Annotated in this window: 11 protein-coding genes; all 11 read left to right on the top strand. The window is 38.6% G+C overall.

Going from position 1 to position 13,205, the window contains the following annotated elements:
- The first annotated feature begins 7 nt into the window (after positions 1–7).
- The 11 genes from ABES52_RS11905 to codY all read left to right on the top strand — a co-directional run bounded on the left by ABES52_RS11905 (position 8) and on the right by codY (position 13,019).
- Positions 8–1,795, top strand: coding sequence for a TP0910 N-terminal domain-containing protein (locus ABES52_RS11905; RefSeq protein WP_429651375.1), 1,788 nt, complete (start codon positions 8–10; stop codon positions 1,793–1,795).
- Positions 1,792–2,082, top strand: a complete 291-nt coding sequence (locus tag ABES52_RS11910) for an EscU/YscU/HrcU family type III secretion system export apparatus switch protein (protein ID WP_429651376.1) — start codon at positions 1,792–1,794, stop codon at positions 2,080–2,082. The genes ABES52_RS11905 and ABES52_RS11910 overlap by 4 nt, the downstream gene beginning before the upstream one ends.
- Positions 2,083–2,280: 198 nt before the next feature.
- Complete coding sequence (gene sucC, locus ABES52_RS11915; protein WP_429651377.1) at positions 2,281–3,441, top strand: ADP-forming succinate--CoA ligase subunit beta; 1,161 nt, start codon at positions 2,281–2,283, stop codon at positions 3,439–3,441.
- Between the two features lie 18 nt (positions 3,442–3,459).
- Positions 3,460–4,362 (top strand): succinate--CoA ligase subunit alpha, encoded by a 903-nt coding sequence (gene sucD / locus ABES52_RS11920; RefSeq protein ID WP_429651378.1) that lies wholly within the window; start codon positions 3,460–3,462, stop codon positions 4,360–4,362.
- Between the two features lie 77 nt (positions 4,363–4,439).
- A complete protein-coding gene (dprA, locus tag ABES52_RS11925; protein WP_429651379.1) occupies positions 4,440–5,306 on the top strand; it encodes a DNA-processing protein DprA in 867 nt (288 codons plus the stop codon).
- Between the two features lie 353 nt (positions 5,307–5,659).
- Positions 5,660–7,735, top strand: coding sequence for a type I DNA topoisomerase (gene topA, locus ABES52_RS11930; RefSeq protein WP_429651380.1), 2,076 nt, complete (start codon positions 5,660–5,662; stop codon positions 7,733–7,735).
- Between the two features lie 184 nt (positions 7,736–7,919).
- Complete coding sequence (gene trmFO, locus ABES52_RS11935; protein ID WP_429651381.1) at positions 7,920–9,230, top strand: FADH(2)-oxidizing methylenetetrahydrofolate--tRNA-(uracil(54)-C(5))-methyltransferase TrmFO; 1,311 nt, start codon at positions 7,920–7,922, stop codon at positions 9,228–9,230.
- 65 nt (positions 9,231–9,295) lie between these two features.
- Entirely contained in the window at positions 9,296–10,192 is an 897-nt protein-coding gene (gene xerC, locus ABES52_RS11940) for a tyrosine recombinase XerC (protein WP_429651382.1), read from the top strand.
- A gap of 23 nt (positions 10,193–10,215) precedes the next feature.
- On the top strand, positions 10,216–10,758 hold the full coding sequence (gene hslV / locus ABES52_RS11945) for an ATP-dependent protease subunit HslV (RefSeq protein WP_429651383.1): 543 nt from the start codon (positions 10,216–10,218) through the stop codon (positions 10,756–10,758).
- Between the two features lie 14 nt (positions 10,759–10,772).
- Positions 10,773–12,176 (top strand): ATP-dependent protease ATPase subunit HslU, encoded by a 1,404-nt coding sequence (gene hslU / locus ABES52_RS11950; RefSeq protein ID WP_429651384.1) that lies wholly within the window; start codon positions 10,773–10,775, stop codon positions 12,174–12,176.
- Positions 12,177–12,239: 63 nt separating this feature from the next.
- Positions 12,240–13,019 carry a GTP-sensing pleiotropic transcriptional regulator CodY gene (codY, locus tag ABES52_RS11955; RefSeq protein WP_429651385.1) on the top strand — a complete coding sequence of 260 codons (780 nt, stop codon included), beginning with the start codon at positions 12,240–12,242 and terminating at the stop codon, positions 13,017–13,019.
- Positions 13,020–13,205 lie beyond the last annotated feature (186 nt).

Below are 13,205 nucleotides of genomic sequence, written 5' to 3' on the forward strand. Positions count from 1 at the left end.
AATTGTCATGATTCGAACGTCTCCTTTTTCCCATCAACCTATTGATCGATTGGACCGGCAACCTTTCACATTACAACAAGGACAAATGTTTTTTGGAAAGGTGAACAAACTGTTTTCTAACGGAACAGCCGAAGTGGTAGTTGGAAAAGAAAGGTTTGTGGCAAAATTAGAAACCCCATTAGAAGTCGCAGGAAAATATTTGTTTCAAGTTCAAATGAAAGACGGACAAGTCGTTTTAAAAGTAATGTCCTCCAATCAACCAATAACTTCTCATCACCAGCTATTAACATCACTCTCGTTGCCTTATTTACCAATATATGAAACATTACTAGCCTGGATGGAAAAAGAACATATCCAATTATCAAAAGCGAATTTGCTGCAACTTGCTCAATGGTTGGCTGATGTTGAAGATCAATCACAAGCATTAAACGTGTTGAAACAAATGCTTCAGCGTGGGCTTCCATTAGAAAAAGATGTCTTTTTTTCTTTTTTAGCTGGAACAAAAGGCGATTCACTTACTCATGAAATAAATCAGTTTTTAAAGGAACTTCACCATTGGAATGGAAATACAACCTTAAAGCAATCGCTTCTTACGACTGGCCAATTTATACAAAACGGATGGACACGAATACTTGCTCAGCAAGTTTGGGCTTTGATGTTTCGTGATGCAGTGGATGGAAAAAATGCTTCAATAACCGAATGGTTCCTTACATCGGGGGATGTACCGAAGGGCGAGACATGGCTTGGCTTAGCCGAAAAAAATATTCGAATAAATGTTACGAAAACAGAAGATGGAAAGCTTTCTTTCGTGCAATTACTTCAAAAGTTCATCCCTTTAGCAAAAGCAACCGACCCAACGATAGGGGATGAATTATTTAAACAATTGATTTTATTAGAAAAAGGAGACGTGTCTTCAGCTCATGTGTCCATACTTGCGAAAACTCTTGTGAACGCGATGGTTAATGTGATCCAACAATCCCCACTCGAGATTACTAAACAGCCAATGAGCCAATTGTTTCAGCATCTGTTCAACATCTCTCCAGGGAAAATAGAACAGTTGATTCAACACATTCAAGCCATGATTCAAAACGATTCACTTGGAGAAAATATTATTCCAAAAGAAATGGAAACATATATTCAAAAAATAATAGAGTCTTCTTCACATCCCGTTCATTGGCAAGGAAGAGTATGGAAAGAATTATTTGGGCAAATTATGAAACATTTAGGTCTTGGATATGAAGGAGCCATTGGAAAGGGGGAACAACCATTATGGACCGAACAGCTCAAACCATTGCTTGTACAATTGCTTCAAGAGCCAGTACCAACACAGTTAAAAGAACAAGCTGAACACCTGTTAATGAAATTAAATGCTCCAGCCGTGACCCAGCAACAAATGGGTCCATTAACTCAAGTGGTCTTTCAACTTCCGTTGAATTTGTTCAATTATGAAACCGATATTACGTTCCAGTGGACTGGTCGAAAAAAAGAAAACGGAGAAATAGATCCTCATTTTTGTCGAGTGTTATTTTATTTGGATTTAGCTCATTTACATGAAACGATTGTTGATATGCATGTACAAAATAAAATTGTTTCCATCACGATTTTTCAAAGAAACGAAACGATTGAACAGCTTGCACAGCCGTATCTATCATCTTTAAAAGAACGTCTGTTGGAGAAAGGATATCGTTTATCGACCGTTCAATTTAAACCCCTTCAACAAAAGTCAAATCTTCAACCTTCCGTGAATACTTCTGAAGAGACGACGTTGTATACGGGAGTGGATATTCGGATATGAAAAAAACAAACGAACAAATAGTACGTAAAGAAGCGGTCGCTCTATCCTATCATCCCGAACGTGACAAAGCACCGATTGTCGTGGCGAAAGGTAAAGGAAAAATCGCTGATGCAATTCTAGAAAAAGCGAAGGCACATGATATACCCATTCAAGAAGACCGTACCCTGGTTTCTTTATTGGGTCAGCTTCAAATTAACGAAACGATACCTGAGCAACTCTTCGAAGCAGTTGCTGAAGTATTTGCTTTTGTGTACCGTTTAGACCGACAAGTAGGAAGCCGAAAGTAAATCGGCTTCCGTACTTTACAAACCAAATGAAAAAAAGGTTTATAAAAATAATGATTAGGAAAAATAGAAATTTTTATAGAGAATACAGAAAATTTAAACTAATATAATATTTCGGGTCAAAAGGTAGACAATAATACTGTCATTTTATACAATGAAAGCGCAGTCTATTTTTTGAAGAGTTTGATAGGAGGATGGGACATGAATATCCACGAATATCAAGGTAAAGAAATCCTCAGAAAATATGGGGTTACAGTACCGAACGGAAAAGTGGCTTTTACTGTAGATGAAGCCGTAGAAGCTGCCAAGGAATTAGGAACAGATGTAGTAGTTGTTAAAGCCCAAATCCATGCCGGTGGTCGTGGAAAAGCTGGCGGTGTTAAAGTTGCCAAAAACTTAGATGAAGTCCGTACATACGCAAGCGAACTTTTAGGAAAAACACTTGTGACTCACCAAACAGGTCCAGATGGCAAAGAAGTTAAGCGCTTACTTATTGAAGAAGGCTGCGACATTAAAAAAGAGTATTATGTTGGTTTAGTTTTAGACCGTGCAACTTCCCGTGTCGTGCTAATGGCCTCTGAAGAAGGCGGAACTGAAATTGAGGAAGTAGCAGCGAAAACTCCTGAGAAAATCTTTAAAGAATATATTGATCCTGTTACAGGACTTACTCCATTCCAAGCGCGTCGTATTGCGTTCAACATTAACATTCCAAACGAATTAGTGGGACAAGCTGTGAAATTTATGATGGGCTTGTACCAAGTATTTATTGAAAAAGACTGCTCTATTGCTGAAATTAACCCGCTTGTTGTAACAGGCGATGGCAAAGTGATGGCTCTAGACGCAAAATTAAACTTCGACTCAAACGCTCTTTATCGTCATAAAGACATTCTTGAATACCGTGATTTAGACGAAGAAGATCCTAAAGAAATTGAAGCTTCTAAACATGATTTAAGCTACATTTCTTTAGATGGAAATATCGGATGTATGGTAAATGGTGCCGGATTAGCGATGGCGACGATGGATATTATTAAATATTACGGCGGTGAACCTGCAAACTTCCTAGATGTTGGGGGCGGTGCTACGGCTGAAAAAGTAACAGAAGCATTCAAAATCATTCTGTCTGACCCGAATGTAAAAGGAATCTTTGTTAACATCTTTGGCGGTATTATGAAATGTGACGTCATCGCTACAGGTGTTGTTGAAGCAGCGAAGCAAGTTGAATTAAAAGTACCTCTCGTTGTACGTCTTGAAGGTACAAACGTCGAATTAGGCAAGAAAATTTTAGAAGAGTCTGGACTAAATATTATCGCAGCAGAATCAATGGCTGACGGCGCACAAAAAATCGTGGAGCTAGTAGGTTAAGAAAGGCAGGGGGACGAAATGAGCGTATTTATTAATAAAGACACAAAAGTAATTGTTCAAGGAATTACCGGTTCTACAGCGATGTTCCATACGAAGCAAATGCTCGAATACGGGACAAAAATTGTTGCAGGTGTAACACCTGGTAAAGGTGGAATTGAAGTAGAAGGTGTTCCTGTATTCAATACCGTAGAAGAAGCAAAAAAAGCAACAGGCGCAAATGTTTCCGTCATTTACGTACCAGCTCCATTTGCGGCAGATGCAATTATGGAAGCAGTCGATGCTGAACTTGATTTAGTTATCTGTATTACGGAACACATTCCAGTCTTAGACATGGTAAAAGTGAAGCGCTTTATGGAAGGTAAGAAAACACGTCTGATTGGTCCAAACTGCCCAGGTGTTATTACTCCAGGTGAATGTAAAATTGGTATCATGCCTGGTTATATTCATACAAAAGGTCATGTGGGTGTCGTTTCTCGTTCGGGTACACTTACATATGAAGCAGTTCATCAATTATCACAAGCCGGAATCGGACAATCAACAGCCGTTGGTATTGGTGGCGACCCAGTAAACGGAACAAACTTTATTGATGTCTTAAAAGCATTTAATGAAGATCCTGAAACATACGCCGTTATTATGATTGGTGAAATTGGCGGTACAGCAGAGGAAGAAGCTGCTCGCTGGGTGAAAGAAAACATGACAAAACCAGTAGTTGGTTTCATCGGCGGTCGTACAGCTCCTCCAGGAAAACGAATGGGACATGCTGGAGCTATTATTTCTGGTGGTAAAGGAACAGCTGACGAAAAAATTCGCGTCATGAACGATTGTGGTATTAAAGTAGCTGAAACACCAGCTGTTATCGGCGAAACATTAATTTCCGTATTAAAAGAAAAAGGCTTATATGAGAAGTGTAAAACGCACTAATTTAATGAAGGAAGACAGTTCACATGACGAACTGTCTTCCGTTCTATGATCATTTAATAACGTTGAGAGGTGATGACATGGACAAACTAACCTATCAACTTGTTCAATTGCATCACTGTTCAGGCATTACGTGGAGGCATTTAGAACGACTTTGTTCCATTGGACCAATAAAAGATGTAACCGAAATCAACACGCTAATTAAGCAATTGCATTTAAATAAAGACACTGCCACTCTAGTTAGAGATCAAATGTCTCAATTTTCAACTACGCAATTAATAGAACGTTATAAACAAAGTGGAATTCACATCATCTCTATGAATCATCCTCTATACCCACCATCATTAAAGCACATTTATGAACCCCCACCTATGTTGTATGTTAAAGGAAATCTACAACTTTTACAATCTCCTATCAAATTAGCGATTGTTGGAGCAAGGGTACACGATCCGTATGGGGTTCAGGCATTAAAAACATTAATACCCGAACTCGTTGAAAAAAATATTTGCATCGTGAGTGGATTAGCACGTGGAATTGACCGACTAGCCCATGAAATCACCATCAATTACGGTGGAAAAACGATTGGCGTGATTGCAGGTGGATTGTATCATATTTACCCGAAAGAACACTATGCATTAGCTGACAAAATGGCACAAGAGCATCTCCTCATTTCGGAATATCCCCCGATTGTTCCTCCTAAAAAATGGCATTTCCCGAAAAGAAATCGTATTATCTCAGGATTGTCAAGAGGAGTCTTAGTCGTTCAAGCAAGGGAACGAAGCGGCTCTTTAATAACAGCTGATTATGCGATTGATCAAGGACGAGATGTATTTGCTATTCCCGGACCAATCACTTCTCCACTTACAGCAGGCACCCATCTATTAATTCAACAAGGAGCAAAGTTAGTTCATTCGCCCCAGGATATTTTTGATGAATGGTTCTATTAACCTATAAACAAAGATATGAACTTTCAATTTGGAGTTGAATATTTTGTGAATAAAAGAGGTATACATTATGGAAAAGGGAAAATTTTTCTTTAAAGCAGGAAAATAGGAAAAAAAGTGCGAAAAAAAACACTATTTACGTTGAAAGTGGTTGCATTTCTTTCAAATCTGTTATAAATTTTGCAACAGGTGTTTTAATAAAGCTGAAGGAACGTTATTTGAAAACGAATACAGAAAAACCTTTTTGATGGACGTCTGACCTTTAAAAAAAGACGTGTTCTTCATTGACAAAGAGAAAAACTCTCATTAGTATATACATTTGTCTTGTAAATTTTCACCTCTAAGGAGGACTATTCATGTCAGATTACTTGGTGATTGTCGAATCGCCCGCTAAGGCGAAAACAATTGAACGATATCTTGGAAAAAAATATAAAGTAAAGGCATCTATGGGACATGTTCGCGATTTACCGAAAAGTCAAATAGGTGTCGATATAAATAATCAATACGAACCTAAGTATATTACGATTCGTGGCAAAGGTCCTGTATTAAAAGAATTAAAATCAGCAGCAAAAAAGGCGAAAAAAGTGTTTCTGGCAGCTGACCCAGACCGGGAAGGAGAAGCAATTGCTTGGCATTTAGCTCACAGTTTAGAATTAGATACGACTTCCAATTGTCGAGTTGTATTTAACGAAATTACGAAAGACGCTATAAAAGAATCTTTTAAACACCCACGTCCGATTAATATGGACTTAGTAGATGCTCAACAAGCCCGTCGTGTATTGGATCGGCTTGTAGGTTATAAAATTAGCCCTATCCTTTGGAAAAAGGTAAAAAAAGGGTTAAGCGCTGGCCGTGTACAATCCGTTGCCGTTCGCTTAATCATTGACCGAGAAAACGAAATTAAAAACTTTGTACCTGAAGAGTACTGGACGATAGAAGCTCATTTTTCTAAAGAGAAAGAAGTGTTCCAAGGTTACTATTATGGAAAAAACGGCGAAAAAATAGATTTAAAATCTGAAGCGGATGTAAAAAGTGTACTATCATCCCTTGAAGGAAATGAGTTTCTAATTACAAACGTGGTGAAGAAAACCCGTAAACGAAACCCAGCGCCACCTTTTACGACTTCCTCTTTGCAACAAGAAGCAGCTCGAAAATTAAATTTTCGTGCCAAAAAAACGATGATGTTAGCTCAGCAACTATATGAAGGAATTGACATCGGTAAAGAAGGAACAGTCGGTCTCATTACGTATATGCGTACAGATTCAACCCGGGTCTCGGAAGTGGCGCAAAAAGAAGCGTCGGAATATATTGCCGAGCAGTTTGGTTCTACTTATGTAAAACAAACTCAAGCGAAAGAGAAAAAGTCGGCTAATGCTCAAGATGCTCACGAAGCGATTCGTCCAACAAGTACGCTTCGTGATCCTAATTCTATTAAGGAGTATCTAAGCCGTGATCAATATCGTTTGTATAAGCTCATTTGGGAACGTTTCGTAGCAAGTCAAATGGCACCAGCCGAACTTGATACGATGAGCGTTGATTTAGAAAATAACGGACATGTATTTCGAGCGAACGGTTCTAAAGTAAAGTTTCCAGGATTTATGAAAGTATATGTAGAAGGAACCGATGATCAAAAAGAAGAGAATGAAAAAATGTTGCCAGATTTAACGAAAGGTGATAAAGTTCTATCGGAAGAGATAAAGCCGAAGCAACATTTTACACAACCGCCTCCTAGATACACTGAGGCGAGATTAGTAAAAACATTAGAAGAACTTGGAATCGGTCGACCTTCCACTTATGCTCCAACTTTGGATACGATTCAAAAGCGCGGTTATGTCACATTAGAAAATAAACGGTTTGTCCCAACTGAACTGGGAGAAATTGTTCTTGATTTAATAAAAGAATTTTTCCCAGAAATCATTGACGTAGAATTTACGGCAAAGATGGAAAGAAGTTTGGATGAAATTGAAGAAGGAAAAGTCCAATGGGTTAAAATTATCGATGATTTTTACAAAGAGTTTCAAGTTCATCTAAAAAAAGCTGAAGAAGAAATGAAAGAAGTAGAAATAAAAGATGAACAAGTCGGTGAAGATTGTGAAGTATGTGGCAGCCCGCTTGTTTATAAAATGGGTCGCTATGGAAAATTCATGGCGTGTAGCAATTTTCCTGATTGCCGATTTACAAAGCCGATTGTAAAAGATATTGGGGTTAAATGTCCGAAATGTAAAGAAGGAAACATTATCGAACGAAAAAGTAAGAAAAGAAGAACGTTTTATGGTTGTGACCGTTTTCCGAAATGCGATTTCGTTTCATGGGACAAACCACTTGAACGAAGTTGTCCAAAATGCGGTCAAATGCTAGTAGAGAAGAAGCTGAAAAAAGGGGTCCAAGTTCAGTGTATTCAATGTGATTACAAAGAAGAACCCCAAAGCTAATGCAATGAGGGTGAGCAGAGTGCTCACTCTTTCTGTTTGAATAATGTTGCATAAAAAGGTTATAATTTTACAGAAAATTGACCATCCCTTTAAGATAAATGATCTTTCTCTTATAACTATTAGAGATAGATGCCGAATATAATAACATGGAAGTCTTTCAAGGGAAAGACGAGGAGGATTTTGTATGTCAAAGGAAGTTGTAGTTAACGTTGTTGGAGCTGGGTTAGCAGGAAGTGAAGCTGCTTGGCAAATTGCCAAGCGAGGAATTCGTGTTCATCTATATGAAATGCGTCCAGTGAAACAAACACCAGCACATCATACAGATAAATTTGCCGAGTTAGTTTGTAGTAATTCATTACGTGCCAATTCATTAACCAATGCTGTAGGGGTTTTGAAAGAAGAAATGCGTCACCTTGACTCGGTCATCATCCGTTCAGCTGACGATTGTAGCGTTCCAGCTGGTGGAGCGTTAGCTGTTGATCGTCACGAATTTGCCGGTAAAGTAACCGAACGGGTGAAAAATCATCCGAATGTAACCGTATTTCATGAAGAAGTGACGGATATCCCAGAAGGAATTACGGTAATAGCAACAGGACCTTTAACAAGTGAAGCGTTATCAAAAAAGCTTCGTGACTTAACAGGTGAAGATTATTTATACTTTTATGACGCAGCTGCTCCTATTATTGAGAAAGATAGCATAGATATGGAGAAAGTGTATTTAAAATCTCGTTATGACAAAGGAGAAGCAGCATATTTAAACTGCCCTATGACCGAAGAAGAATTCAATCGCTTTTATGATGCATTAATTTCAGCGGAAACCGTTCCGTTAAAAGAGTTTGAAAAAGAAATTTATTTTGAAGGTTGTATGCCGATTGAAGTAATGGCTCAACGTGGGAAAAAGACCTTGCTGTTTGGACCGATGAAACCGGTTGGATTAGAAGACCCACGAACGGGGAAAAGACCATATGCTGTCGTTCAACTACGTCAAGATGATGCAGCTGGTACACTGTATAATATAGTAGGTTTCCAAACCCATCTAAAATGGGGACCTCAAAAAGAGGTAATTCGCCTCATTCCAGGTCTAGAAAATGCTGAAATTGTTCGTTATGGAGTTATGCATCGTAACACATTTATTAATTCACCGAAAGTATTAAAGCCAACGTACCAATTTCATAAGCGCGATACATTGTTCTTTGCTGGGCAAATGACCGGAGTAGAAGGTTATGTTGAATCAGCGGCAAGTGGGTTAATTGCAGGTATTAACGCTGCTCGCCTTGCTCAAGGCTTAGATACCGTTGTCTTTCCGAAAGAAACAGCTATGGGTAGTATGGCGCGATATATTACAGAAGCCAATCCGGAAAACTTTCAACCAATGAATGCAAACTTCGGTTTATTCCCGCCACTACCTGAAAAAATAAAAGGGAAAAAAGAACGTAACGAAAAATATGCTCAACGCGCATTAGAAACAATTCAGAACTTTGTGAAAATATTGTAAATTCCATTGCAAGGGCTTAAAATTTATGATAAGATTTAAAAGCCCTTGCGAGGAGTTGAAACCCAGTGAATGAAAATTTGAATGTTTTGTTACAGTCGTTCATTACATATTTACAAATAGAAAAGAATTATTCACAATATACGATTGAGCATTATCGCAAGGATATTGAATCGTTCTTTGAATTTATGGCTGAAGAAGCGTTAACCATTGAGCAAGTCGAATATTTCAATGCAAGGCTTTATTTAACGAAATTATATGAACGGGAGTATGCTCGAGCTTCTGTATCGCGTAAAATATCAAGTTTACGAAGTTTTTTTCATTTTTTAGTAAGAGAGAAAAAAGTGTCAGAAAATCCATTTGCCTTTGTCTCACAACCTCGAGCGGAGAAGCGATTACCGAAGTTTTTTTATGAGGAAGAATTAGAAAAGCTTTTTGATTCATGTGATACTTCCACTCCCCTTGGGAAGCGAAATTTGGCTCTCCTTGAATTATTATACGCAACCGGTATTCGTGTAAGTGAGTGTGCGCAAATCCAGCTTCGAGATATTGATTTTTACTTAGCAACGTTACTTGTTCGAGGAAAAGGAAGTAAAGAGCGGTATGTTCCGTTCGGGTCATTCGCTCACGAAGCATTGCAAAGTTACATACAAGATGCAAGAGAAGCTCTTTTAAACGGAAAAGAACACTCGTTTTTGTTCGTTAATTTTCGAGGAGATCCTTTAACACCAAGAGGGATTCGTCATATTTTAAATGACTTAATGACGAAAGCTTCACTGAACAGTAAAATACATCCACATATGTTACGACATACGTTTGCTACCCATTTGTTAAACAATGGAGCAGACTTACGAACCGTTCAAGAATTGTTAGGACATGTGAACTTATCATCCACGCAAGTGTATACACATGTCACAAAAGAGCATTTACGCCGTGCTTACATGAATCATCATCCACGGGCATAAGACCAATTGAAGGAGGGTCTCATTTGGAAGGGTTTCACGCAACAACAATATTTGCGATTCAACATAATGGAAAATGTGCGATGGCTGGAGATGGTCAAGTGACGTTTGGTAATGCTGTTGTGATGAAACATACAGCTAGAAAAGTTCGTAAATTATTTAATGGAAAAGTGTTAGCTGGATTCGCTGGTTCGGTTGCTGATGCGTTTACGTTATTTGAAATGTTTGAAGGGAAATTAGAAGAATTTAACGGCAATTTATCTCGTGCTGCCGTGGAATTAGCAAAACAATGGCGTAGCGACAAAGTATTAAGAAGGTTAGAGGCGATGCTTATCGTGATGGACGAAAGCAAGCTGTTGCTTGTATCCGGTACGGGCGAAGTGATTGAACCCGATGATGGCATACTAGCAATCGGATCAGGTGGAAATTACGCCTTATCAGCAGGGCGTGCTTTAAAGCAGTATGCTGGTGATCATTTGTCTGCGAAAGAGATTGCTGCTGCTGCCTTAAAGATTGCTGCAGACATTTGTGTGTACACAAACCATGAAATTGTTGTAGAAGAGCTGTAAAGGGGTGAATAAATGTGAAAAAAAATGAATTAACTCCCCGTCAAATTGTTGAGCGTCTTGACCAATATATTATTGGCCAAAAAGAAGCCAAACGTGCGGTGGCTGTCGCTTTACGTAACCGGTATCGTCGCAGTAAGTTAGATGAAAAATTACGCGATGAAGTGATTCCGAAAAATATTTTAATGATCGGTCCAACGGGAGTAGGAAAAACGGAAATCGCACGCCGTATAGCAAAGCTCGTTGGTGCTCCGTTTGTAAAAGTAGAAGCGACGAAATTTACTGAAGTCGGTTATGTCGGGCGAGATGTTGAATCGATGGTTCGCGATTTAGTCGAAACGGCTGTCCGAATCGTAAAAGAAGAAAAAATGAACGAAGTGCGAGATCGCGCGGAAGAAAATGCGAATCGACGACTCATCGAATTGCTCGTTCCATCTCCAAAAAAGTCTGGTGGGTATAAAAATCCGTTCGAAATGATTTTTGGTGGGACTTCCTCGACAACAACACCTGAGACGGATGAAAAAGAGGATACCAACATTTACGAACGGAGAAGACAAGTCGCTGAAAAATTGGGCCGTGGCGAATTAGAAGAGGAAATTGTCACTGTGGAAGTTGATGAACAAGCCCCTTCCATGTTTGACTTACTTCAAGGTTCTGGAATGGAGCAAATGGGCATTAATATGCAAGATGCGTTAAGCAGTTTGATGCCAAAACGTAAGAAAAAGCGGAAACTAAAAGTAAAAGAAGCCCGAAAAGTTTTAACGAATGATGAAGCCCAAAAATTAATCGATATGGACGAAGTGACCCAAGAAGCAATTTATCGAGCTGAGCAAACAGGAATTATTTTTATCGATGAAATCGATAAAATTGCAAGTCGCACTTCGAGTCAATCTTCGGCAGATGTATCGCGAGAAGGTGTTCAGCGCGATATTTTACCAATTGTTGAAGGTTCGACTGTTGTAACGAAATACGGTTCAGTAAAAACAGACCATATTTTATTCATTGCCGCTGGAGCTTTTCATATGGCGAAGCCTTCAGATTTAATTCCGGAGCTTCAAGGACGTTTTCCAATTCGTGTCGAGCTACAAAAATTGTCCGTCGAAGACTTTGTTAGAATTTTAGTTGAACCAGATAATGCAATTATTAAACAATATCAAGCATTATTGGAAACTGAAGGTATACAAATTGAATTTTCTGACGATGCTATTCGTAGAATTGCTGAAATCGCTTTTGAAGTTAATCAGAATACGGACAATATTGGAGCGCGCCGTTTGCATACCATTATGGAAAAATTGTTAGAAGATTTGTCGTTTGAAGCACCTGATATTACGCTTGAAAAGATTACGATTACTCCACAATATGTTGATGAAAAACTTGGAGCAATCTCTCAAAATAAGGATTTAAGTCAGTTTATTTTATAGTAATAGACATTGAAACGATTAGATAACATTTTACGAATCAAATTTATGCTAGGAGGAATAGAAATGGACTTATTAACTAAAACACGTAAAATTAATGCAATGTTACAAAAAGCTGCAGGTAAACCTGTAAACTTTAAAGAAATGGCTGAAACATTATCAGAAGTAATTGAAGCAAATATTTTTGTTGTCAGCCGTCGTGGAAAATTATTAGGATTTGCCATTAACCAACAAATTGAAAACGAGCGTATGAAGAAAATGCTTGAGGATCGGCAATTTCCAGAAGAATATACAAAAAGCTTATTTAATATCACGGAAACATCACCTAACTTAGATGTATATAGTGAATACACAGCATTCCCTGTAGAAAACCGTGATCTATTCCGTAACGGATTAACAACAATTGTACCTATTAACGGTGGGGGTGAGCGTCTCGGAACGTTAATTCTCGCTCGCTTAGAAGAAAAATTCCATGACGATGATTTAATCTTAGCCGAGTATGGTGCAACAGTTGTAGGGATGGAAATTTTACGTGAAAAAGCGGAAGAAATTGAAGAGGAAGCACGCAGCAAAGCCGTTGTTCAAATGGCTATCAGCTCCTTATCATACAGTGAATTAGAAGCTATTGAACATATTTTTGAAGAACTAAATGGGACAGAAGGACTACTCGTAGCATCAAAGATTGCTGATCGCGTAGGCATTACTCGATCTGTCATCGTTAATGCTCTTCGTAAATTAGAGAGTGCAGGTGTTATCGAATCTCGTTCATTAGGGATGAAAGGAACTTACATTAAAATTTTAAACGACAAATTCTTAGTGGAGCTTGAAAAATTACGTTCTCATTAATTACAACAAAAAAGCGGGATTGTCTTTTAGACAGTCCCGCCTTTTTTTATTTGGCCTTGTTAAACGATACTGTTGATATTTATACATTACGCTTGTGGCGGACACTTTCCGGGGGCAAGCCGCAAGCCGCTTCTCTCGCTACGCTCAAGTATGGGTCTTGCGGCTTCTTGTTCCCGCTGGAGTCGC

The organism is Aeribacillus pallidus (assembly GCF_050478865.1).
Classification (GTDB): domain Bacteria; phylum Bacillota; class Bacilli; order Bacillales; family JACDOC01; genus JACDOC01.